A 22067-nucleotide genomic window follows, 5' to 3' on the forward strand; every position below is an offset into this window, starting at 1 on the left:
CTGACGGACCCAGCCTCGCCCGGGCGCCTCGAAGGACCGCTCGCCGTTCGATCAAGGTTTCGTGAAGTCCCGGGACACCGGTCGACGGTCCCCGAAGATGGAGCAATGACGTCCACACCCGCACCCGTCGCCGCGCGACGTGCCGTCGTCGTCGACGACGAGGTCGCCCTCGCCACGCTCGTCGGTGGATACCTCGAGCGCGACGGGTTCGAGGTGACCGTCTGTCACGACGGCGCGCAGGCCGTGGAGGTCGTCCGCCAGGTCGATCCGGATGTCGTGGTGCTCGACCTCGGGCTGCCGGGCGTCGACGGCATCGAGGTGTGCCGCCAGCTCCGGACCTTCACCGACTGCTACGTCGTCATGCTCACCGCGCGAGCGGAAGAGGTGGACACTCTGATCGGGCTCTCCGTCGGTGCCGACGACTACGTCACCAAGCCGTTCAGCCCGCGTGAGCTGATGGCGCGCGTGAACGTGCTCCTGCGGCGCCCGCGGCAGTCGACGTCGACACCGGCACCTGCCGCGCTCGCCCTGCAGATCGGCCCGCTCTGCGTCGACGTCGACGCCCGCGAGACGCACCTCGACGGGCGCCGCATCGAGCTGACGCGGACCGAGTTCGACATCCTGACCGCGCTCGCGTCGCGGCCCGGCATCGTCCTCTCGCGCCGAGCCCTGATCGACGTGGTGTGGGGTGCGGGGTGGGTCGGCGACGATCACCTCGTCGACGTGCACGTCCTCCATGTCCGGCAGAAGCTCGGTGACACCGCGAAGGAACAGCGGTTCGTCCGCACTGTGCGCGGCGTCGGCTACCGGATCGGCACTGGCGAGTGACGCGCTCGGCGCGCCGGTTCGGCCTGGCGTCGCGGCTCCTGGTGGCGATCGGGATCGTCCTGGCGACAGCTGCCGCGACGGCCTGGATCGTCGTCGCGGCGGTGGGTCCCACCGTGTTCCACGAGCACCTGATGCGCGCGGGCATCTCCGACCACGCGATGGCGGACATGCACGTCGAGGAGGCCTTCACGTCCGCCACGACGGTCGCGTCCGCCATCGCCCTCGTGGCCGCGGGCGCAGCGGCGGCCGCGGTGAGCCTCGTCCTCACGAGGCGGATCGGCGGGTCGCTGGCGGCGGTGTCGACGGCCGCCACCTCGCTTGGCGCCGGCCACTACGACGTCCGCGTTCCGTCACCCGGGCTGGGGACGGAGTTCGACGACCTCTCCGAGTCGTTCAACCGGCTGGCGGACCGGCTGGAGGAGGCGCAACGGCTGCGGGGACGGCTGCTCGCCGACCTCGCGCACGAGGTACGGACGCCGGTCGCCACGATCAAGGGCTACCTGGAAGCGGTCGAGGACGGTGTGCAACCGCTCGACGCGACCACGATCGCCGTCCTGCACGAGCAGGCCGACCGGCTGACCCGGCTCGCCGCCGACCTCGCCGCCGTGACGCACGCGGAGGCGGGTGACGTCGTCCTCGAGGCCGAGCCGACGCCGCCACGGGATCTGGTGGACGCCGCCGTGAACGCCGCACAGGAACGGGCAGCGGCTCGGGGCGTCACGCTCACGGGCGCCGCGACGCCCGGACTGCCGGCGGTGCTCGCCGACCGTCACCGCATGTCCCAGGTCATGGACAACCTTGTGACGAACGCACTGCGCCACACGCCGAGCGGCGGCGAGATCGTCATCCGCGCCGAACGTGAGGGCGACGGTGTCCGCGTCGTCGTCACGGACACCGGTGAGGGCATCCCGCCTGAGCACCTCACGCACGTCTTCGACCGCTTCTACCGGGTCGGGACGGCGCGGGACCGTGCGAGCGGCGGTTCGGGCATCGGCCTGGCCATCAGCAAGGCGCTCGTCGAGGCCCACGGCGGCTCGATCCGCGCGGCGAGCGCAGGGCCCGGTCGCGGCGCCACCTTCACCGTGAGACTGCCGGCGGCCTGACGGACGTCAGCGGCGGTGTGCCGACCACGGGCGCTCGGAGGCCCCCCGTGGCCGCGTCGGGAAGAGGCGGGCGATCGCCCACACCGCGATTGCGACCGCCACGAGGACGACCGGCACGACCACCCACACACCGAGTGACGACACGACGTCGGGCATGGTGGGCACCTCCAGAGCCGCGACCGGACGGTCGCACTCCTCGATGCTGCCGGGCCGAGATCAAGGCACGGGCGACGACAGATGAAGACTCGCTCAAGGCGAGCGGACCGCCTCAGCGTGAGTAGACCCAGTGCCACGGCTCGCGCGGCGTGTCCTCCTCGAAGCCGTACGTGCTGGCGTTGGCGCGCATCCAGGCCTGGGCGCGGGCGTCGAGGTCGAGGTCGAGGGCGAGCCCCCAGCCGTGCGGGCTCGTCCCGGGCGCGGCGGCGAGTCCGCCCTGCGAGTACAGGCCCTTGCGCGCGGCGACGTCGACCTGCGCGTCGTAGGAGCGATAGGAGTCGGTGACGCCGATGCGCACGCCGTCTCGTGCCGCCGCAGCACTCAGCTCGCCGAACGCCTGCGCTGCAGGGGCCCAGAGACGGTGGCCCGACGAGCCGACAGGTGCAAGGGCATCCGCGGGGATCCTCCCGTTGCCGAAGCGCGCGAGGTCGGCGGGAACCCCGTCAGCGTTCCGTGCGGACGAGGCAGGCGACGACGCCGTCACGGCGGATCCGAGCGCCGCAGCGAAGGCCGTCGCGCTGCTGGAGCCGCTGGTTGCCCGATGGCTGGCTACCGCGGTAGTCGGAGTGACGGCCTGCAGACCGCTGCGGATCTCCGCCATGCGCTGGGCGATACCCACGATCGCGTCCACGAGACACCTCCTCGGTCTCGTCGATCGGCAGGGATCAGCGCTACCTGAGGAAGGTCGCCGCCGAGGCGGACCGCGCGTGAGGCTCAATCGAATCTTCATGGAAGGGCGGGAGTAAGCGGCTGGGGCGCCGCGTTAACGTCGACATACCCCCTGGGGGTATCCGCGCTCGGTGTCCCGGATGACGGGACGCCGTGGCATGCGGACCGGATCGACGACTGAAGGGACACGGCCATGGACCACCAGACGACCGTCCTCGAGGTCGGAGGGCTCCACTGGGCGACGTCGGCAGCATCGGTCGAGCGGGCGCTGTCGCGCCGGCCCGGTGTGATCGCGGTCGACGCTAACGCTGCGGCGCAGACCGCCAGCGTGACCTTCGACCCGAGGCGCACCTCCGTGCCGCAGCTGACCGACTGGGTCCGTGAGTGCGGGTACCACTGCAGGGGTGAGTCCGTGCCGGCGCACGTGTGCGAGCCGATGTCGAGCGCCGCCGGAGCCCCTCCCGAGGCTGTGACCGTTGAGACGTCCGACCACCACCACGGTGCGGCCCACGGAACGACTGCGATCGACCACTCCCACGGACACGGTCACGGCCAGGGCACGCAGGTGACGCCGTCCCCGCACGACGCCATGGGGCACGGCGGGCACCATGGCGGCGGCTCGATCGCCGAGATGGCGCGGGACATGCGGAACCGCTTCCTCGTCGCGCTCGTGCTCTCGGTCCCGATCACGCTGTGGTCACCGATCGGCCGGGAGCTGATCGGGTTCACGGCGCCTGCTCCGTTCGGGCTCCGCGACGACGTCTTCGCACTGCTCCTGTCGCTGCCGGTCATCTTCTACTCCGCCTGGATCTTCTTCGACGGCGCCTACCGAGCTCTGCGTGCGCGCACGCTCGACATGATGGTGCTGGTCGCAGTGGGCGTCGGGACCGGGTGGCTCTACAGCCTGGGCGTGACGCTCACCGGCGGCGGAGAGGTCTTCTACGAGGCCGCGAGCGTCCTGGCCACCTTCGTCCTGCTGGGTCACTGGGTGGAGATGCGCGCCCGAGGCGGGGCGAACGACGCGGTCCGCACGCTGCTCGAGCTGGCGCCTGCGACCGCCGTCGTCGTGCGGGACGGCGTCGAGGTCGAGGTGCCGACGAGCGACGTGCAGGTCGGAGACCTGCTGCTGATCCGGCCGGGCTCCAAGATCCCGGTCGACGGCGTGGTCGAGTCCGGCGAGTCCGAGGTGGACGAGTCGATGGTCACCGGGGAGAGCCTGCCGGTGGCGAAGCAGGTCGGTGACGAGCTGATCGGTGCGTCGATCAACACGACCGGCGTCATGCGCGCCCGGGCGACCAAGGTCGGGGCCGACACCGCGCTGGCTCAGGTCGTCGCCCTCGTGCAGCAGGCGCAGAACTCCAAGGCGCCCGGGCAGCGGCTGGCCGACCGGGCCGCGTCCTGGCTGGTGCTGGTCGCGCTGGCCGGTGGGGCGGCGACCTTCCTCGTGTGGATCCTGGCGGGCGCGAGCGCGCCCACGGCGATGCTCTTCGCCATCACAGTCGTCGTCATCACCTGCCCCGACGCGCTCGGCCTCGCGACACCGACCGCGATCATGGTCGGCACCGGGCTGGGCGCCAAGCGCGGCATCTTGTTCAAGAACGCGTCCGCGCTGGAGGCCGCTGCGAGCATCGACACGGTGGTGCTCGACAAGACGGGGACTCTCACCGTCGGCCAGCCCGAAGTCACCGACGTCGTCATCGACGGCATCGACAAGGAGGAGCTGCTCGCGCTCGTGCACTCCGTCGAGCGGGAGTCGGAGCACCCCCTCGCTCGGGCCATCGCCCGCTACGCGGAGGCCGAGGGGGCGACCGCCGTGGACGCGACGGGCTTCGTCAACGTGCCCGGCCACGGTGCGACCGCGCAGGTCGGCGGCCGACGCGTCGTCGTCGGGAACGACCGCCTGATGGTCGCCGAGAGCGTCACGCTCGGGTCACTCGACACCGAGCGGGACCGCCTCGCGGCGGCCGGGCGCACAGCGATCGTCGTGGCTGTCGACGGCCGGGCCGTCGCCGTCTTCGCCCTCGCCGACGAACCGCGGCCCACCGCTCCCGCCGCCGTCGCCGCGCTGCACGATGCGGGGGCGCGCGTCGTGATGCTCACGGGCGACAACGAGTCGACCGCACGGCGTATCGCAGACGAGCTCGGGATCGACACGGTCATCGCGGAGGTCCTCCCCGGCGACAAGGCGGAGAAGGTCGCCGAGCTCCAGCGCGATGGCCGCAGGGTGGCCATGGTGGGCGACGGGGTCAACGACGCGCCTGCCCTCGCGACCGCCGACCTCGGCATCGCGATCGGTGCGGGGACCGACGTGGCCATCGAGACGGCCGACGTCGTCCTCATGCGGTCCGACCCGCTGGACGTCCCGGTGGCGTTGCGCCTCGGCCGGGGCACGGTGCGCAAGATGCGGCAGAACCTCGGTTGGGCGATCGGCTACAACGCTGTCGCTCTGCCGATCGCGGCAGGCGTGTTCTACCCCTCGCTCGGTCTGTCTCTGAGCCCGGAGATCGCCGCGCTCTCCATGTCCGGCTCATCCGTCATCGTCGCGGTGAACGCGTTGCTCCTGCGGCGCCTGCGCCTGCCGGGCACGGCCGTCGTGCCGGAGGTGTCCGCGCCCGACGCCCGGGTGCCGGTGCAGCCGGCATCGGCAGGGCGGGGAGACACGTGAATGCTCCAGCCGTTGATGGAAGCCGGTCAAGGGTCCTCTAGGGGCTCCCCCATCGTGCGGCGCACCCCGCCGCCCTGCGTCGTCCGACCGGTCGACGCACCGTCCCACCAGAAGGAGTCGAGATGAGCACCACCACCTACGGGGTCACCGGGATGACGTGCGGGCACTGCGTGTCCTCGGTCACCGACGAGGTGAGCAAGCTCGCCGGGGTCAAGGACGTGACGATCGAGCTCGTCACCGGTGGCGAGTCCAAGCTGACGGTCGCCAGCGACGAGCCGCTCGACGTCGACGCCGTCCGCGCGGCGGTCGACGAGGCCGGCTACGCCCTGACCGGCGCGACGGCGTGAGCACCGCCGGTCGGCTCGCTGGGTTCGGCGCCCTGCTGGCCGCGTCACTCGGCCTCGGCCTCGGGCTCGGCGCGGTCCTCGGACCGCTCGAGCCCGGTGCCACGGCGCCCACCGTCGAGCCGACCGGCGACATGCCGGCCGAGCACCGCTGACTGGAGGCTCACGCATGACTCAGTCCCTCGAGCTCGAGATCGGCGGCATGACCTGCTCGTCCTGCGCAGCTCGCATCGAGAAGAAGCTCAACCGCATGCCCGGCGTCGAGGCGTCGGTGAACTACGCCACCGAGAAAGCCAAGGTGTCGCTGCCGGACGGCACGTCCGTCGAGGACGCCGTGGCAGTCGTCGAGGCAGCCGGGTACTCGGCTCGGCAGAAGGTCGCGCAACCCGCACCGCCTGCCGAGGGCGAGGCCGAGGCCGAGCCGGACGAGACCGCCGCGCTCCGCCGCCGCCTGCTCGTCTCCGCGATCCTCACCGTGCCCGTCGTCGCGCTCGCGATGGTCGAGCCGTTGCAGTTCGACAACTGGCAGTGGTTGTCGCTCACGCTCGCCGCCCCGGTGGTCGTCTGGGGTGCGCTGCCGTTCCACCGAGCCGCCTGGACCAACGCGCGCCACGCCGCAGCGACGATGGACACCCTCATCAGCGTCGGCGTCCTCGCCGCATTCGCCTGGTCGCTGTACGCGCTGTTCTTCGGCGCGGCCGGCGCGCCTGGCATGCGCATGAGCTTCAGCCTGGTGGCCGCCCGCGGCGGAGGGGCGCACGAGATCTACCTCGAGGTCGCCGCGGCGGTGACCGTCTTCATCCTGCTCGGACGGTACTTCGAGGCACGCGCCAAGCGACGGTCCGGGGCAGCCCTCCGTGCACTCCTGGAGATGGGCGCGAAGGACGTCGCGGTGCGCCGCGAGGGAGCGGAGATCCGCATCCCGATCGGCGAGCTGAAGGTCGGAGACGTCTTCGTCGTCCGCCCCGGCGAGAAGATCGCCACGGACGGACTGGTGGTCGACGGGACGTCGGCGGTCGACGCGTCGATGCTCACGGGCGAACCGGTACCCGTGGAGGTCGGTCCCGGCGACTCCGTCGTCGGGGCGACCGTGAACGCCGGTGGTCGCCTCTACGTGGAGGCGACGCGCGTCGGCTCGGACACGCAGCTGGCACAGATGGCGCGGCTCGTCGAAGAGGCTCAGACCGGCAAGGCGCCGGTCCAGCGCCTGGCCGACCGTGTGTCGTCCGTGTTCGTCCCGGTCATCATCGCGCTCGCCGTCGCGACGCTCGGGTTCTGGCTGGGGATCGGCGCCGGTCCGGAGATGGCGTTCACCGCGGCCGTCGCCGTCCTGATCATCGCCTGCCCGTGCGCGCTGGGGCTCGCCACTCCGACCGCCCTCATGGTGGGTACGGGGCGGGGGGCACAGCTCGGGATCCTCATCAAGGGCCCGCAGGTGCTCGAGTCGACCCGGCGCGTCGACACGGTCGTCCTCGACAAGACGGGAACGGTCACGACAGGGCGGATGGAGCTGCTGGAAGTCGTCCCCGCCGCCGGTACGAGCGAGGAGTTGCTGCTCCGTCTGGCAGGGGCGCTCGAGGACGCCTCCGAGCACCCGATCGCCCGGGCCATCGCCGCCGGGGCGCGCAATCGACTCGGCGACCTTCCCGCGGTCGACGGCTTCGTCAACACCCAAGGCCTGGGCGTGTACGGCGTGGCGGACGACCACGCCGTCGCCGCAGGGCGCGTCGGGTGGTTGGCGGACCAGTGGGCGCAGCCGGCGGACGCGGAGCTGCAACGCGCGGTCGATGCTGCCGAGTCGGCGGGACGAACGGTGATCGGCGTCGGCTGGGACGGTCAGCTGCGCGGCCTCCTGGTCGTCGCGGACACCCTCAAGCCGACGTCCGCCAGCGCCGTCCAGGAACTGCGAGGGCTCGGCCTGACGCCGGTCCTGCTGACCGGCGACAACGAGCGGGCCGCGCGTGCGATCGCGCGTGAAGTCGGGATCGACGAGGTCGTCGCGGAAGTCATGCCCGAGGACAAGGTGCGGGTCGTCCGAGACCTGCAGGCGCGTGGACGCGTCGTGGCGATGGTCGGTGACGGCGTCAACGACGCCGCAGCCCTCGCGCAGTCGGACCTCGGCATCGCGATGGGGACCGGCACCGACGTCGCCATTGAAGCGAGCGACCTCACGCTCGTGCGCGGCGACCTCAGGGTCGCTGTCGACGCCGTGCGCCTGTCGCGCAAGACGCTGTCGACGATCAAGGGCAACCTGTTCTGGGCATTCGCCTACAACGTCGCCGCTGTCCCGCTGGCCGTGGCGGGCTTCCTTAACCCGTTGATCGCGGGCGCGGCCATGGCGTTCTCGTCGGTCTTCGTCGTGACGAACAGCCTGCGGCTGCGTCGCTTCCAGGCGGTCTCGGCGAGCAGCGTGCCGGCGGAAGAGCTCGACGCCGTCAGCACCTCCTTCGACAGCTGACCTTCGCCCGCACACGAAGCGAGCCGCCCAGGTCCTGAGGACCTGGGCGGCTCGTCGCGCGTGGTGCAGGCGCCGTCGACGCCTACGTGCGAGGCGCCCCCTGGCGCTCAGAAGTCGACGACGAGTCGTGGTGCGGGTCGTGCTGGTGCCCGTGGCGCCCCATCATCAGCATCATCACGACGAGCATCACGGGGCACGCGAGCAGCGCCGCGTACGACAGCGCGTCGCTCCACGACCGACCGGTCACCACCAGGACCGCGAAGATGCCTGCCCCGATCCCCACCATCATCAGCAGGTGGCCTGCCGGTGAGTGGGCGCTCATCCATCGCTTCCTGTCCACGGTCACTCGCTCCCTCGTCGCTCGGACTCGGCCGCCGGACATCGCCCGATCGGCATGCACTCACGATCGCCCTACAGCCACGCGGTTCGGGTCGCGGGCGGACGAAGATTCGCTGAAGACGGGTGGTCTGGCCGCGGTGGTGCGTCGTCGCTCGCGGCCCAGGCCGGTACGGCTCCTGTCGGCACGATGAAGATTCGATAGAGGAGGGCCGCCCGGGACTACAAGTCCCATGTCGCGCCTGTCCCCCAGGACAAAGGTTCACCAGCAACCACCCGTCCCGAGGAGGACCGCGATGTCGCCCACCCTCGTCCGGCTCGGCGTCGCCCTCGCGGCCGTCGCGCCGCTGATCGCCGCCGGATCCAGCGCCGCACCTGCCGGCTTGGCACCACACCCCGGCGCCGAAGTCGTCCTCGGCGCGGCGGGCGTCCACGCCGGCGAAGACCCCGCTCCCCACGTCCACGGCGACCCGCTGCCGACCTCGTCGTCCACCCCCTCGACGACTCCCCGCCCCACAGCCACGGCGCCGGACGCACACGCGGAGATGGCCGGCATGGATCACGGCGACATGTCCGACATGGACCACGGGGACATGAGCGGTACGGACGACGAGATGGCCGGTATGGACGACATGCCGGGGATGGACCACGGCGACGACGTGGCCGGGATGAGCGACGACGACACCGACGGCACCGACGGGCACGACGAGCACGCGGCGGACGACACCACGTCGACGCCCCCGGGCCACGAGCACGACGAGTCCGGCGCCGGCGCTGTCGGAGACGACCACGGCGCGAGCGGCCCGGCCCCGGAGCGCCCGCGCGCCCTCGTGCTCGGCGCCTTCGCGGTCGTCAACGGCGCCGTCCTGATCGTCGCCGCGGTCCTCCGCCGCCGAGGCAACGCTCGCCCACGACACCGTCCGCACGCGTCCGCTGCCCCGACGACCGCCTGACCGGAGAAGACGATGGCCACCCCGACCCTCACTCCCCCGCCGCCGGCGGACCTGCCGGACCTCGACCCCGACGTCGACCCCGGACCTGACCTCACGCCGCCCCGCCCGGGCCGAAACCTCATGACGATCCCCTGGGTCGCCAGGACACTGCGGAGCGGTTGGTACCCGAAGATCCTGCAGATTCCCGTGGCGGCCGTCTTCGGGCTCGTCGCCTACCAGCTCCTCGTCGGGCCCGACTCGGCTCACGACAACGCGGGTACCGCGCTCATGTGGGTGCTGTGGTGGCCGGTCATCCCCATCGTCTTCGTCCTGCTCGGCCGGTTTTGGTGCGCCGTCTGCCCGTTCGGCGCCATCTCCGACTTCGTGCAGAGGTGGGTGGGCGTCAACCGCCCGGTCCCGAACTTCCTCAAGAACTACGGGATCTGGATCATCGACGCGTCGTTCCTCGCGATCACCTGGGCGGACCACGTGTGGGGCGTCGTCGAGTCTCCGTGGGGCTCCGGGGTGCTCCTGCTGATCCTCACCACCGCGGTGATCGCGTCGGGCGCCCTCTTCCAGCGGCGGACCTTCTGCCGCTACCTGTGCTTCCTCGGCGGCCTGTCCGGCAACTATGCGCGCGTCGGCATGGTCGAGCTGCGGGCAGACACCGGCATCTGCAAGACCTGCAAGGCCAGGGCCGTCTGCTACAACGGCAACGACAAGGTCGCCGGCTGCCCGCTGTTCACGTTCCCCCGCACCATGGAGGACTCGGCGAACTGCAACCTGTGCGCCAACTGCATCAAGGTGTGCCCGAACGACGCGATCCAGGTCCGCCTGCGCAAGCCCACGAGCGAGCTGTGGTTCATCACCAAGCCGAAGCTCGAGCAGTCGTACCTCGCCATGGCGATCATGGGCATCGTCCTCATCCAGAACGTCACGATGCTCGAGGTCTGGAACGACTTCCTCGCGTGGATCGAGAGCACGACCGGCATCACCAGCTACGCCGTCATCTTCACCGCCGCGTTCGCGGTCGCCGTCACCGTGCCCGTAGCTCTCCTTGCCCTCGCCTCACGCGTCGCGGCCGGCGCGAACCTCGAGGACACGAAGATGAACTTCGCGAGGTTCGGCTACGCGCTCATCCCGCTTGACGTCGCCGGGCACCTCGCGCACAACCTGTTCCACCTGCTTGCCGAGGGAAAGTCCGTCTTCTACACGGTGGCCGCGCTGTTCGGCCGGCAGAGCGCGGGAGCGGACGCCGCGCTCGTGAGCACCAGCAACATCCAGGTCCTGCAGTTCGTCCTACTCGCGCTCGGCCTGGCCGGCTCGATCTATACCGCCCGCCGGATCGCGCACCGCCGCTACCGGACGGTGGCGCGGCGACGGGCCACGCTCGCGCCGTACCTCGTGATCATCGTGCTGCTCGGCGCGATCAACGTCTGGATGTTCCTGCTGCCCATGGCTCACCGCATGTGACGCGACGCGGTTCCTCGCCCTTCACGCCAGCACCCGATCGGAGAAGCCATGTCGCACACCACCACGCCCGCGCGCACCCACGGCCGCGCGCTGCGCGTCGCCGTCGTCGGCGCCGGACCGGCCGGCATCTACGCCGCCGACATCCTGTCGAAGACGGACCTCGACGTCAGCATCGACCTGTTCGAGCGCCTCCCTGCGCCGTTCGGGCTCGTGCGCTACGGCGTCGCGCCGGACCACCCGCGCATCAAGCAGATCATCGTTGCGCTCCACAAGGTGCTCGAGCGCGGCGACATCCGCCTGCTCGCGAACGTCGACTACGGCACCGACCTCAAGCTCGACGACCTGCGCCAGTTCTACGACGCCGTGATCTTCTCCACGGGCTCGATCCGCGACGCGGCCCTGCCGATCCCGGGCATCGACCTCGACGGCTCCTACGGTGCCGCGGACTTCGTGTCCTGGTACGACGGGCACCCTGACGTCCCGCGGACGTGGCCGCTGCAGGCCCGGCACGTCGCGGTCCTCGGCGCGGGCAACGTCGCGCTGGACGTCGCGCGCATCCTCGCGAAGCACGCCGACGACCTGCTGCCGACCGAGGTGCCGGCCAACGTCTACGACCTGCTCAAGGCGTCGCCCGTCACCGACGTGCACGTCTTCGCCCGCCGCGGCCCCGCGCAGGTGAAGTTCTCCCCGCTGGAGCTGCGCGAGCTCGGCCACGTGCCGGACGTCGACGTCATCGTCTACCCCGAGGACTTCGAGTTCGACGAGGGCTCGATGGCCGCGATCCACTCCTCGAACCAGACCAAGCAGGTCGTCAAGACCCTCACGGACTGGACGCTCAAGGAGCCCGAGGAGCTCACGGCCAGCCGCCGCATCCACCTGCACTTCCTGCACAAGCCGGTCGAGGTGCTGAGCGAGGACGGCAAGGTGGTCGGCCTGCGCACCGAGCGGACCGCGCTCAACGGCGACGGCAACGTCACCGGTACCGGCCAGACGCACGACTGGGCCGTGCAGGCCGTCTACCGCGCGGTGGGCTACTTCGGGTCGCCGCTCGTCGACATCCCGTTCGACGAGGTCGCGGGCGTCATCCCCAACCGCGAGGGCCGCGTCGTGGACGTCGACGGCGAGCACATCCCGGGCGTCTACGCCACGGGCTGGATCAAGCGCGGCCCGGTCGGCCTCATCGGCCACACCAAGTCGGACGCGTCGGAAACGATCGCACGGCTGCTCGAGGATGCCCCTGGGCTCGAGCAGGCCGCGTCGCCTGAGCCGGAGGCCGTGACGGAGTGGCTCGTCGAGCGAGGTGTCGAGCACGTGGAGTGGTCCGGTTGGCTGCTGCTCGACGCGTACGAGCGAGCACTGGGAGCACCGCAGGGCCGTGAGCGCGTGAAGGTCGTCCCGCGAGACGAGCTGCTCGCAGCAGCCCGCGGAGCAGCCCCGCGACGGGGAGCCGACGCCAGGTGAAGCGACCGGCGGGCGTCGCCGTAGCACCCCGAATCCCTCCTGGGACGTTGCGGAGGCACTCCCCTTCCGAGACTGACCACGCCGGACCGGCGCCGGCACGCGACCTGCGTCGCGTCTGGCTGCGCGTGGTGCACACCAGCACGTGACGACGCATCGGTCCACAAGTGCCCATCCGTAACTGCGGCCGAGTAGCCGCTGGCCCGACCGTCGTCGTGGGCGTGGACCGACCACGCCCGTGGAGGTGGTCGGGATGACGTCGTCATGGCGCGAGCCGGCTCAGCGGCTCATCGAGAGTCGTGACCTGAGCTGGGACGGCCTCTGGGCTCTGCTCGACATCGCGGGGCACGCCGCCATCCGACTGAGCCTCAGCGCGCCACTCGGTTCAAGCGTTGACCTGACATTCGCTGCGCTCGACCTCGGCGAGGCTCGCGAAGAGCTCGAGTGGGCACGGCCCTCCCTGAGGAGCGACTCGTCACACCACCCGCTCCCCGCGCTGTTCCCCGACGACGACACAGCAGACGCGCGCCGCGTACTCGAAGAGGTCGTCGACGAGGCAGCTCGGCGGCTCCTCGCCGCCGGCGGGGACAACCGCGAGCAGGACGAGCTCAGCACGCTCGGCCGAGCATTCCGACGCATCGTCAGCGCGCAGGACGAGTTTAGGCGATGCCGGGCATGAACGCCGCGACCTACGGCGCGCTCATGGACGCTGCCGCTGCGCATCTCGCCGAGGGTCGGCGCCAGGTCGAGGGCCACCGGTTCGACGGCAAGGAAGACGCGAGTCTGACTGTCGCCGCCTACCTCGATCTTCTCGACGCCGCACGGCGCCACGCCTGGGCGCTGATCTCCCCTGCCCGCGTCGCCGGCGTCAGGGCGTCAGCTCATCCTCACCCCGTCGAAGCCGCGGCCCTCACCATGGTCGACGCACTGCCGCCGGCACCCGGCGACGCTCCGATCACCGACGGGGGTCCTAGACGACAGCACGCCTGGGCTGTCGCACGCACGCACATCCGCGCGGCCTCCGACCTGATCGCCTCGCACGTGACGATCGATGGCAGCGGATGGACTCCCGATGCCGCCCTCGTCTGGGACGACGTCGCCCGCCAAGGCGCACTCGGTCGTCTCGGTGGTATGACCGCGACACTGCTCGCGACCCAGGACGCCCTGGCCCTCCGAGCCGGGCAGGCTGGGCTGCGATGGAGCCAGATCGGTCGTTGGCTGCCGCCGGCCGACCGGGCGCATCGAGCAGCCTTGGACGTCGTGCGCACCGCGGAGGTGACGGGAGCGACGACGACAGAGCTCGACGGCCTCTCGCCTGCGAGCACGACCATCCGAGCCGCCACAGCCGTCGACGAGCTCGCCGAGCGCGTCGCTCGGATCCGCCGCGCCGCCTGGGACCTGCGCCAGCACCCGGACTACTCGACCGCCACCCTCGTCGACATCGCCCAGGTCGGGCTCCACCTGTCGGTGCACACCGCCGCGTTCCACGGGCTCGACCTGCACGCGCACGCCCTGCCGGCCGGCGACCTCCAGGTCGGCCGTGCGCGGGCTTGGCTAGAGCTGCTCACCGACCTGAGGACGTACGCCGACACGGCGCCGCGGTCGCAAGACGTCCACAGTGACTTGGTGGCCGTTCGTCGTCTGCTCACCGCCCTCGTGCCGCGCGGCAGGGTGAACGGCGACCGCGGACTGTCGGCCCGGCCCGCCGAACGGGCTCTCGGCGGGACCCTCCACGCGGGCTGCGCCGCACTGGCCGAGAGCGCCTCGTGGTGCTCCGCCTCCTTCAATCGGCTCGCGCAAGCAGGACATCTCTGGGTCGACGTCAGAAGCCTCTCGGGAGAGGCACTCAGCGAGGATGCATCCCTCGCGGAAGCCAAGCTCGTCGGAGGTACCACCCTCGCCCGCGCCCCGCGAGACCACGTCGACGGCACGCTCTCTCGCTTCAGCACCGCTGTCGCGACGGCGGTCCAGCCCTCATTCCGACGTTCGCCGGCCTCGAGCCTCGAGTCATCAAGTCGCGACAGCTGGGGCGTGCACGCGCAACCGATGGCGATCGCGCTGCCCTAGCTTTCCGAGGCGGCGTGCTGCTGAACCCCGGCAGGCGGGCATCTACGACGGTCCGCTTGCAACCGGCGGCGTGACGAACCAGCTCACGCTGCGAGCCACATCCGCCGCCCTCAGCCATTCGTATCGCTCGGAGCGCGGGCCGGGCGTCAACTCCAGCCACGCGACCATCACGTGCGTCTTCGTCCACCGCACCGCCCTCGCCGCACGCCACTCGTCGGTGCCGTCGGACCAGACCACGTGAGCGACGACCGGGATGTCTCCTTGTGGCCTTGAAGGCACATCCCGCGGAACCTCGCGGTTCACGACCGTCCGCGGGTCTCGACCAACGCTCACCAACGCAGCATATCGAACACACGTTCTATCCCACGCGCGCTAGTGGTACCGCCCGACCGCTCAGACTCGGAACGGCTACGCGTGGCCAAACGCTGGCGATCGGCGTGGTCGCTTTCCGCCTCGTATCGCTCGGGGCGTCGGAGGGGCATGCGAGCATCCCCCTGTGAACGCCCCGATCGAACCCGAGCCGCCGAACGCCGCTGTGCTGGACCGACTGCACCGGTGGGCCGACCTTCCGCTCGCCGCCGATCATCTGAGTGGCTTCGCTGGCCCGTGGAAGTTCACGATTCGCCGATGGCTGCGGAAGCAGTCCGTACTTGACTTCCCGGCGCCCGCCACCGTGACGCAGCCCGACGAGGCGCTCATCTGGGAACGACGCGCTCGCGCCATCGCCGCCCAGCACTCGACTCGTGGCCAGTTCGCGATGTGGCTCCTCAGCGGCTCGGTCGGCGCATTGCTCGGACTGCTGATAGGAGGGTGGGCATCCGCAACGCGCTCGTCGAGTGCGTGGCCGACCGTCGTCGGTGCTGCGATCGCCTGGGCCATCGGAGTCGCGCTCGTGATCGGGATCCTGGTGCTCGTCGCAGGACCGACACTCGCCTCGCTGCATGTGCACGCGCCGACGTGGGAGGCTCGGGCGGAGGCATACGCCCGGCGTCGGGAGGAGCTCCTCAAGCCGGACCCCGACGAGACAGCGGACGCGTCGCACCAGGGCTTGGCCGCCTCGCTCGCCAAGATGTTCCGATCAACGTGAGACGACGTCGTTGCATGTGGTCCTCCGCACGGAACGCCGCCGCGTGACCGAGCGCATCCGCATCTCATCAAGTCCAGGCGCTCGCCGTGCGCGCCTCTGGCACGGCGTCTAGCTCTCCGATCTCGTACCCGTCACGAGTACCTCGTCGCTCGCGTCACTCTCGAGGCAGTTCAGCCATCGCCTCTGCCAGACCGGGGTAGGACGAATCTTCGGCGAGAACCTTCTCGAGGTCCTTGCGAGCCATCGCCCGCTTGTTCTCCGCCAGGTAGGTGTAGGCCCGCTCGACGAGGGCCCGGTGCCGCAACTGGGCAGGCCTCGAACGAAGCCGGAGCGCCTCCTTCAGCGCTTCCCGCGCCGCACCCGGGTTGCCCGTTGAACGCAGCGCCACTGCTCGCTGGACGAGCAGGTACATTGACGCCTCGTCCTCGTTCGCAACCCCGTCGGTCAGTGCGATCACATCTGCCCAGCGCGCCTGCTCGGCGTAGAGCTCGGCCAACGACACAGCGGCAACCGTGGAGGGCGTCACCTCTTCGACGATGTCGGATGCGCCGCGTACATCGCCGGCAGACTGCAGCGCCTCAGCGAGCGTCAGGCCGATGGTGTCCCGTGTCAGAGGGAGCTCAACGCTGATCTCCGGTGTGATCTCCAGGGCGAGCGCCGCCTGAGGGAGATACCGGGACAGGAACGGGTCTGTCGCGGGCTCGTACCCCTCGCGCCAGAGCCAGCCGAGGAGCTCTTGAACACGGGCGACATCGTTGCTCGGCAACGCACCCAGGAGGGCCTCAAGCAGAGCAGCAGTCCGCTGCGCCTCGGAATGGCCAGCGGCCACTCTCTGCACAGCGCCGGGATCGCGCTGGAGCACCGCCGCAGCGTGCAGGGCCTTCTCCCACCTCGGCGCCAGCATCCCAGGCTTCGGTGCCGACACCGGGGCGACCGCACGGGGTGGAGCACCAGTGCGGGCTTGGCTCGCGCCGCCCGCAGAGGTCGTATACGAGACCCCGGATCCCGGGATGCCGACTGTGCCCGTCACCCGGCCCGACGAATGCGCTCGAACGCGCGCGCCGTTGACCCCGACCGATGTGGAGACGCCTCGTGGCGTGACAGTCATCCGTACGCCGGGCATCACCTTGAACGACTTGCGGACGCGAAAGCCCATGCTCGCCCTCCTTTGGTCGGAAGTTACTCCGACGGCGCGCGACCGTGAGCCGTTCGGAACCGGGCGGCCGGGTGAAGACCGAAGCACTCGGTTGCCTGCGGGTGCATGCTGGTTCAGGGCTCGCGGGCGGGCCCGGGCCCCCCACTCGACGCCCGCGTTTTCCCCACGGATTCACTGAATGACAGCGGTCGTAGGTGCTGATCGCTGCACGGCCTCGATGAGGCACCGGCCTCATCAGTTCGCAGACCACGCGCTGTTTCGCTGACTGGTGCAAGACGACAGCAGATCCAACCGGCGACGCCTGGATGCTTCAAGGGGTCGCAGGTTCAAATCCTGTCAGCCCGACAGTGTTTATGCAGTTCAGAGGCTCAAAGCCTCGAAGGCACGGAGCCCGTGCCACCTACGTGCCACGAAGCAAGCGGCACGGGTGGCGCGGGCTCTATTACTTCCTGGCCGTGACGCGACTCACACCCGTTCGCGAGCCCGCTCCCCCGGCGTCATTGTCAGAGCACCTTTGTACGGTCCCGCCCGTGGACTACTCCCGCCGTCTCGTGAACATGACCGACCCCCGCCGAGACGGTGAACCTCGCCCCTCCCCGGCACGCGACCGTCACGTCCGAGACCTACGGCGGTGAGACCGTGTCGATACCGGTCGCGGTGATCCAGCGGAGCCCGGCTCCTCCCGCGCCCGCCGTGTGGCTCTGCGTCCGGCAGCGGCTGGAGGCGGAGGTCTACTGGCTCGCGTGGCCGCCAGAGGACCGCGTCCGGCCGGCGTGACCCCGTCCGACGCCAGACCAGCACGCGCCGCGCCGCCGCGCCGACGTCAACGGCGAGCCGTGACGTACTCCGGGACGTCGGCTGCGAGACGATGCCGACGTGAACTGGTCAGCACTGGCTGAGTGGGCCGCCGCACTGATCGCTGCCGGAGCCCTCGTCGTCGCGCGTAGAGCTCGCACTGATTCGCGCGATTCCGCGACGGCGTCGACCGCGTCCGCGACGTCGTCAGAGCGATCGGCGAAAGCCGCCGAATCAAGCGCGGAGGTCGCGCTCCTGGAATCGCGAAGGGCCGTCGAACGCACCGACGTCACATGGACGATCACCGGAACGGCCGGCGACAGGACCGGACCGGAGCCGGGCATCGTGTCGGTTCGAAACGATGGCACGACGGAGGCCCGCGCCGTGATGGCGAACCTCTTCGTCAACGGTGCACGCTACGCGACGGCGTCGAGCACCGTGAGGCCAGCGGAATCGTTCGAGTTTGACGCGAGGGACGGCTACCGAGCGGGACTGGCCGCAGCCGCCGCCTTCCCGGAGAGTGCTCCGCTCGGGGACCCTGCGCTCGTCACGTTCCGCCTCCGAGTCGCTTGGGAGAGTCCTCTGGGCACTCCCGGACTGTTCGACGTGCCCGGATACTTTCGCCGCGAGAGCGATCGCTGACAAATCCGCGCGAACTAGCGCATGTGCTCATGGTGGAACGGTTCACCGTCGGCCCCGCCACGGCGCTGCCGGGTGCGTGGGCGTGCCACGACCCCCGCAGCGTCTGGAGCATCTCTAGCGTCATGCTCCATGGCGTCGCTCGTGGTGCTGCTCTCGGTGGTCGGTGCCGCGCTGCCGAGCCTCGGCGTCTTTCGCGTCTACCGGCGCGCTCGGTCCATCGAGCGCAAGCGTCGAGCGCTCGTCGCCAGTCGGGGCGGAGCCGTCTATGCGACCTATGACGACGTCGAGGAGTTCTGGAGACGGCTACACGCACCCACGGACCGCGTGCGAATCGCAGCACTCGACGTCGCGCTTGTGTTCGCCGGGCTCGCGTGCACGGCTGCCGCGTCGATCCTCGGATTGGTCGCTGCCCGACCCTGCCCTCCGTGGAGTACGCCCTTGAGCAGACCCCCGCGCGGCCCGTCATCGTGAACGCGCGCGGACAGGAGCGCCACGCCACCTACTCCGGGCCGACGCCGGGTGGGGATAAACGCCGCGCGGCTCCCGGGAGCCAGGCACCCGAGAGCCGCAACGGTCCTACCGGATCACTTCAGGATCCTGGTGGCGGAGGAACCACGGGGGCCTCCCTTCCCCGTGCACACGGGGAAGATGACCGACCCGACCGGCGCGCCGCGTGCCCATGATGGGCACCGCCCGCCGCTGCCTGGCTACGCTCGTGGTCTCCGCTGACATCGACAACCACAAGCCCCGGAGCGGTTCCCCCGGACCGTTGTCTGGGGTTTGTTCCTTCCGACCTAAGAAAGTCTGCGCGACGAAGTGGGGTCGCCGACGCGACCCGAGACGTGTTCGGGTAGCCGTGGCGGCGTGCGTGCGCTCGGCGACTTCCAGTGCACGCACATGCGCGCGCTGACTATGGCGAGGCGGCAAGTGTGATCTGCGTCACATCTCGATCGTCGGGCCCGTCTCTCCGCAGCCGCTCCTGCGCCCGCCGACGAGCCCGTCAACTACGGGCCCTCACCCGCGACGGCGACGCCGGACCGCTCCCCTGACCAGCGCGAACGCCGCTACCGGGGAGCGATCCAGCCGAAAACGGAACGACCGGCGTGTAGGACGGTTCTGAGCGTAAGGGCTGGTCCTTGTTACGAGCCGTTCTCGGGTGGGACGAAAGATCATGGCGCGGGGTCCGGAGAGGGGTCCCGGAACGAACCGGGAGGGGTCCCCGCTCGTGATCGACGATCGACGCGTCTACGTCTCGTCATCGGCCAAGACAAGGGGCCCCGCGCCGATCGACGTCGGCGGCAGGGCCCCTGGCTATCTGACTACGCGACGCGCACGAACGAGTAGACGGTCCGGTCGCGGAACACGCGGTGTCCGCCGCCCGTCGCGTGGAACGTCACGCCCTCGATCTCGATCGGGTCAAGCGTCGAGACACGTTGCCGTTCGACCTCACCCGTAGACGGTCGCAAATACTCGATCGTCACCAGATCCTCATCCATGTCCTCTTCCAATCGTTAGGCCCTGCCGGGCAAACACCCCGGTCCGGCTTCCCCGGCCGCGGTGGCATCTACTGTCGCGCACCCGCGTACGGGTTGTCTGGTCCCCGGCTGGGTGAGTCGTAGGCTCCACGCGCCGTGGGCGCTCTCCACCCGCTCACGCCCGGAGCGTCGACGTCCGCACGTTGGGGTGCGCCCCTAGCCTCTGGCCATGGGTTTCGAGCTGGACGTGATCCTTCACAGTGAGCCGACGGCGTGGTGGGTGCCGTGGGCACCGTTCTTCGGCTCCGTGGTCCTAGCCGTTGCCACGTTCCTTGGCGTCGTCCACTCGTCGAACAAGAACGCCCGGACGATCGCTGAAACGGAGACTCGACGGCACGAAAACGTCGTGGCGGAGGCGCACACGGTTGCGACACGCAACGAGAAAGTCCAGGTGCTGCTGCGGCTCATCGACGAGTCGAACAAGCTGATCTTGGTGACGACAGACCTCTTTCAGACGATCCGTCGCGTTCGGTCTGGGGACGAACGTGCCGACTTCGTAGCAGCGCAGAGCGCGTTCAACGCGCAGAGCGCAGAAGTGACCAGCGCGGACGCGTCCGCGTACCTGTATGCACCGGAGTCACTCGCGACGCTGTCTCAGCGGCTGCAGAAGCATGTGGGGGCGGCGTTCGCGGGGGCGTTCGAGTTGGACGACACGGAGCTGGAGGTACGCCAAATGCAGACGCACGCGGAATTGAAACAGGACCTATCGGCCCTCGTTAACGCCGTGCAGGCAGAACTGGGCCTGCGCCCTCCGGACCGGCTCGACGACAAGTAACGCGCAGGCGTTGTGCCGTGCGTACAAACGTCCGCGTTCATTTGCGCTCACCCATCGGCCGCACCGCCGCTGTATCGAGCCGCCTCGGCTTACCACCCGCGCGCGGCCTCACGCTCGGCGCGCCGGTCGCGCACGGACCGAGCCCGCCCTGACCCCGGGCCTACCAGGACAGCGTCGCCTGGCCGCGCAGCACGCGGTGGTCGGACACCCAGAGGGACGTCGTGACGCCGCGGTGGTCCGCGGCCCAGCGGTTCCTGGTGAAGAAGACGTAGTCGCACTTGCGGGTGCCGCACGTGGGCGCGTCGTACGTACCGTCGCCGCCCGTGCGCGCCTGGTCGGCCTCGACCATGACACCCGTGCCCGTCTGGCAGCCGGTGGTCGACGTCCCGCCGAACGCGCTCGAGTAGAGGGGCCGGAGCGCCGCGGCGGCGGCGCAGGCGCGGACGTCGATGTTCGCGTCGACGCCGAGGATCGCGGCACCTCCGCCGGCCGCGTGCGTCGCGAGGCGGCTGCCGACCGCGGTGACCTGCTCGGCCGACGCGGCGCTCTGCACGGAGAAGTGCGAGGTGCACACCCGCAGCGCGGTGCCGATGACGACGTCGCCGCACAGCAGGTACCGCCGCTCGCTCTCGCCGAGCGGGTTGGGCAGGAGGGTCGCGGTGACGTTCGTGGGTGCCGGGGCGCGGGCGAGCAGCGCGATCCCCCAGCTGCGCGCGCCCGGGGCGCAGCGGTCGTCGCCGATCGTGACCGTCTGGAAGAACGTGCCGTGCCAGGCGGTGCCGAGCCGTTGGAGCAGGCGGTCGTAGGTGTAGCGGCACACCTCCTGCAACGTCACGACGTCGCTGTCCGCGGTGAGCACGCTGCTCGCGACGACGTCCGCGCGTTGCGCCGCGGTCGAGTCGCAGACCGGGTCCCGCCCGAACTGGTCGCACGCGTTGAGCTCGAAGACCTTCGTCCGCACGGTCGCGGCGTCGGCGGCCGAGCCGACGGCGAGCGTCCCCGCGACGAGCGCGAGGAGGGCCAGGACCGCGACGAGGTGCCGGGGGCGGCGTCGGGCGTTCATCGCATCGCGCACCGGGGGATTTCGATGCGGTCGGCGGCGACGAGGTCCGCAGCCGCGCCGATCGGGGCCGACGCGGTCAGGACGAACCGTCCGCCCGCGTCGCGCGACCAGGTCCGGGCGACCGGCGCGGACCCGCCGTTGTCGATCGTCGTGACCTGCGAGCCGTCGGCAGCCGTGTAGGCGAGGTCGCCGCCGACGCCCCGCAGCACGACCGTCGCGCGTCCCGTGGCCGCGTCGATCTCGACGGCCCGGTCGCGGGACCGGCCGGTGGCGGACGGCGCGCGCCCTTCGGCGGTCAGCAGCGTCGTCCCGTCGGGCGACCAGTCCAGCGACCGGAGTGCCACGGTCGCGTCGACGTGGTGCAGCGTCGTGGTCGCGCCGGACGTCGTGTCGGTCACGCGGACCTCCTGGGCGGCGTCGGGCAGGGTGACGACGAACGCGAGCCGCGTCCCGTCAGGGCTCCAG

Annotated in this window: 22 protein-coding genes; 16 read left to right on the forward strand and 6 right to left on the reverse strand. The window is 70.7% G+C overall.

Going from position 1 to position 22067, the window contains the following annotated elements; all coding sequences use genetic code 11:
* The first annotated feature begins 105 nt into the window (after window positions 1-105).
* Window positions 106-828: a response regulator transcription factor gene (locus HGA02_RS00395; RefSeq protein ID WP_168676316.1), complete on the forward strand. Its 723-nt coding sequence runs from the start codon at window positions 106-108 to the stop codon at window positions 826-828.
* A gap of 41 nt (window positions 829-869) precedes the next feature.
* A complete protein-coding gene (locus tag HGA02_RS00400) occupies window positions 870-1931 on the forward strand; it encodes a HAMP domain-containing sensor histidine kinase (RefSeq protein WP_343035172.1) in 1062 nt (353 codons plus the stop codon).
* Window positions 1932-2199: 268 nt separating this feature from the next.
* Here the strand turns inward: HGA02_RS00400 and HGA02_RS00405 are convergent, their stop codons facing one another.
* A complete protein-coding gene (locus HGA02_RS00405) occupies window positions 2200-2778 on the reverse strand; it encodes a D-alanyl-D-alanine carboxypeptidase family protein (protein WP_168676321.1) in 579 nt (192 codons plus the stop codon).
* Between the two features lie 231 nt (window positions 2779-3009).
* Here HGA02_RS00405 and HGA02_RS00410 point away from each other — a divergent pair, with 231 nt between their 5' ends.
* The 4 genes from HGA02_RS00410 (at window position 3010) to HGA02_RS00425 (ending at window position 8283) form a co-directional block, all read left to right on the forward strand.
* Window positions 3010-5481 (forward strand): heavy metal translocating P-type ATPase, encoded by a 2472-nt coding sequence (locus HGA02_RS00410; RefSeq protein WP_168676322.1) that lies wholly within the window; start codon window positions 3010-3012, stop codon window positions 5479-5481.
* A 122-nt stretch (window positions 5482-5603) separates the two neighbouring features.
* Window positions 5604-5828, forward strand: coding sequence for a heavy-metal-associated domain-containing protein (locus tag HGA02_RS00415; RefSeq protein ID WP_130779772.1), 225 nt, complete (start codon window positions 5604-5606; stop codon window positions 5826-5828).
* Window positions 5825-5980 (forward strand): hypothetical protein, encoded by a 156-nt coding sequence (locus tag HGA02_RS00420; protein ID WP_168676326.1) that lies wholly within the window; start codon window positions 5825-5827, stop codon window positions 5978-5980. Before HGA02_RS00415 ends, HGA02_RS00420 begins: the two co-directional genes overlap by 4 nt.
* Window positions 5981-5994: 14 nt before the next feature.
* Window positions 5995-8283 carry a heavy metal translocating P-type ATPase gene (locus tag HGA02_RS00425; RefSeq protein WP_168676331.1) on the forward strand — a complete coding sequence of 763 codons (2289 nt, stop codon included), beginning with the start codon at window positions 5995-5997 and terminating at the stop codon, window positions 8281-8283.
* 82 nt (window positions 8284-8365) lie between these two features.
* Here the strand turns inward: HGA02_RS00425 and HGA02_RS00430 are convergent, their stop codons facing one another.
* Window positions 8366-8605, reverse strand: a complete 240-nt coding sequence (locus tag HGA02_RS00430) for a DUF2933 domain-containing protein (RefSeq protein ID WP_168676333.1) — start codon at window positions 8603-8605, stop codon at window positions 8366-8368.
* Window positions 8606-9212: 607 nt separating this feature from the next.
* On the opposite strand from HGA02_RS00430, the gene HGA02_RS20275 reads away from it, so the two are divergent.
* The 7 genes from HGA02_RS20275 to HGA02_RS00465 all read left to right on the forward strand — a co-directional run bounded on the left by HGA02_RS20275 (window position 9213) and on the right by HGA02_RS00465 (window position 15636).
* Window positions 9213-9572 (forward strand): hypothetical protein, encoded by a 360-nt coding sequence (locus tag HGA02_RS20275; RefSeq protein ID WP_210727971.1) that lies wholly within the window; start codon window positions 9213-9215, stop codon window positions 9570-9572.
* 12 nt (window positions 9573-9584) lie between these two features.
* Window positions 9585-11024: a 4Fe-4S binding protein gene (locus HGA02_RS00440; RefSeq protein ID WP_168676335.1), complete on the forward strand. Its 1440-nt coding sequence runs from the start codon at window positions 9585-9587 to the stop codon at window positions 11022-11024.
* Between the two features lie 48 nt (window positions 11025-11072).
* Window positions 11073-12485, forward strand: a complete 1413-nt coding sequence (locus HGA02_RS00445; RefSeq protein ID WP_168676337.1) for an FAD-dependent oxidoreductase — start codon at window positions 11073-11075, stop codon at window positions 12483-12485.
* Between the two features lie 250 nt (window positions 12486-12735).
* The gene (locus HGA02_RS00450; protein ID WP_168676340.1) at window positions 12736-13161 is read left to right on the forward strand and encodes a hypothetical protein; all 426 of its coding nucleotides are present in this window, start codon (window positions 12736-12738) and stop codon (window positions 13159-13161) included.
* Window positions 13158-14549: a hypothetical protein gene (locus HGA02_RS00455; protein WP_168676342.1), complete on the forward strand. Its 1392-nt coding sequence runs from the start codon at window positions 13158-13160 to the stop codon at window positions 14547-14549. The genes HGA02_RS00450 and HGA02_RS00455 overlap by 4 nt, the downstream gene beginning before the upstream one ends.
* Window positions 14550-14619: 70 nt before the next feature.
* On the forward strand, window positions 14620-14790 hold the full coding sequence (locus tag HGA02_RS00460) for a hypothetical protein (protein WP_168676344.1): 171 nt from the start codon (window positions 14620-14622) through the stop codon (window positions 14788-14790).
* Between the two features lie 255 nt (window positions 14791-15045).
* Window positions 15046-15636 (forward strand): hypothetical protein, encoded by a 591-nt coding sequence (locus tag HGA02_RS00465; protein ID WP_168676346.1) that lies wholly within the window; start codon window positions 15046-15048, stop codon window positions 15634-15636.
* Between the two features lie 154 nt (window positions 15637-15790).
* On the opposite strand, the gene HGA02_RS00470 is transcribed toward HGA02_RS00465, so the two are convergent.
* Window positions 15791-16792, reverse strand: a complete 1002-nt coding sequence (locus tag HGA02_RS00470; protein ID WP_168676348.1) for a DUF4236 domain-containing protein — start codon at window positions 16790-16792, stop codon at window positions 15791-15793.
* A gap of 876 nt (window positions 16793-17668) precedes the next feature.
* Here HGA02_RS00470 and HGA02_RS00475 point away from each other — a divergent pair.
* Window positions 17669-18229 (forward strand): hypothetical protein, encoded by a 561-nt coding sequence (locus HGA02_RS00475; protein ID WP_168676350.1) that lies wholly within the window; start codon window positions 17669-17671, stop codon window positions 18227-18229.
* A gap of 129 nt (window positions 18230-18358) precedes the next feature.
* Window positions 18359-18700 carry a hypothetical protein gene (locus HGA02_RS00480; protein WP_168676352.1) on the forward strand — a complete coding sequence of 114 codons (342 nt, stop codon included), beginning with the start codon at window positions 18359-18361 and terminating at the stop codon, window positions 18698-18700.
* 848 nt (window positions 18701-19548) lie between these two features.
* On the opposite strand, the gene HGA02_RS00485 is transcribed toward HGA02_RS00480, so the two are convergent.
* The gene (locus HGA02_RS00485) at window positions 19549-19710 is read right to left on the reverse strand and encodes a hypothetical protein (protein ID WP_168676354.1); all 162 of its coding nucleotides are present in this window, start codon (window positions 19708-19710) and stop codon (window positions 19549-19551) included.
* A gap of 223 nt (window positions 19711-19933) precedes the next feature.
* Between HGA02_RS00485 and HGA02_RS00490 the strand changes: the two genes are divergently transcribed.
* Window positions 19934-20539 (forward strand): hypothetical protein, encoded by a 606-nt coding sequence (locus HGA02_RS00490; RefSeq protein WP_168676356.1) that lies wholly within the window; start codon window positions 19934-19936, stop codon window positions 20537-20539.
* 160 nt (window positions 20540-20699) lie between these two features.
* Here HGA02_RS00490 and HGA02_RS00495 read toward each other — a convergent pair whose 3' ends face one another.
* Together HGA02_RS00495 and HGA02_RS00500 are read right to left on the reverse strand one after the other, a co-directional pair.
* Window positions 20700-21602, reverse strand: coding sequence for an endonuclease/exonuclease/phosphatase family protein (locus tag HGA02_RS00495; protein WP_168676358.1), 903 nt, complete (start codon window positions 21600-21602; stop codon window positions 20700-20702).
* On the reverse strand, window positions 21599-22067 hold a 469-nt coding region (locus HGA02_RS00500), incomplete at its 5' end, for a PD40 domain-containing protein (protein ID WP_210727972.1). The genes HGA02_RS00500 and HGA02_RS00495, both read right to left, overlap by 4 nt.

This window comes from Cellulomonas septica (genome assembly GCF_012396155.1).
GTDB classification, from domain to species: Bacteria; Actinomycetota; Actinomycetes; order Actinomycetales; family Cellulomonadaceae; genus Cellulomonas; species Cellulomonas septica.

What these genes read in the sequence shown, in the direction of transcription:
- HGA02_RS00395 (WP_168676316.1), top strand. Translation starts at nt 106, where the DNA reads ATGACGTCCACACCCGCACCCGTCGCCGCGCGACGTGCCGTCGTCGTC.
- HGA02_RS00410 (WP_168676322.1), top strand. Translation starts at nt 3,010, where the DNA reads ATGGACCACCAGACGACCGTCCTCGAGGTCGGAGGGCTCCACTGGGCG.
- HGA02_RS00415 (WP_130779772.1), top strand. Translation starts at nt 5,604, where the DNA reads ATGAGCACCACCACCTACGGGGTCACCGGGATGACGTGCGGGCACTGC.
- HGA02_RS00425 (WP_168676331.1), top strand. Translation starts at nt 5,995, where the DNA reads ATGACTCAGTCCCTCGAGCTCGAGATCGGCGGCATGACCTGCTCGTCC.
- HGA02_RS00430 (WP_168676333.1), bottom strand. Translation starts at nt 8,605, where the DNA reads ATGAGCGCCCACTCACCGGCAGGCCACCTGCTGATGATGGTGGGGATC.
- HGA02_RS20275 (WP_210727971.1), top strand. Translation starts at nt 9,213, where the DNA reads ATGAGCGGTACGGACGACGAGATGGCCGGTATGGACGACATGCCGGGG.
- HGA02_RS00440 (WP_168676335.1), top strand. Translation starts at nt 9,585, where the DNA reads ATGGCCACCCCGACCCTCACTCCCCCGCCGCCGGCGGACCTGCCGGAC.
- HGA02_RS00445 (WP_168676337.1), top strand. Translation starts at nt 11,073, where the DNA reads ATGTCGCACACCACCACGCCCGCGCGCACCCACGGCCGCGCGCTGCGC.
- HGA02_RS00450 (WP_168676340.1), top strand. Translation starts at nt 12,736, where the DNA reads ATGACGTCGTCATGGCGCGAGCCGGCTCAGCGGCTCATCGAGAGTCGT.
- HGA02_RS00455 (WP_168676342.1), top strand. Translation starts at nt 13,158, where the DNA reads ATGAACGCCGCGACCTACGGCGCGCTCATGGACGCTGCCGCTGCGCAT.
- HGA02_RS00470 (WP_168676348.1), bottom strand. Translation starts at nt 16,792, where the DNA reads ATGGGCTTTCGCGTCCGCAAGTCGTTCAAGGTGATGCCCGGCGTACGG.
- HGA02_RS00480 (WP_168676352.1), top strand. Translation starts at nt 18,359, where the DNA reads ATGGCGTCGCTCGTGGTGCTGCTCTCGGTGGTCGGTGCCGCGCTGCCG.
- HGA02_RS00490 (WP_168676356.1), top strand. Translation starts at nt 19,934, where the DNA reads ATGGGTTTCGAGCTGGACGTGATCCTTCACAGTGAGCCGACGGCGTGG.
- HGA02_RS00495 (WP_168676358.1), bottom strand. Translation starts at nt 21,602, where the DNA reads ATGAACGCCCGACGCCGCCCCCGGCACCTCGTCGCGGTCCTGGCCCTC.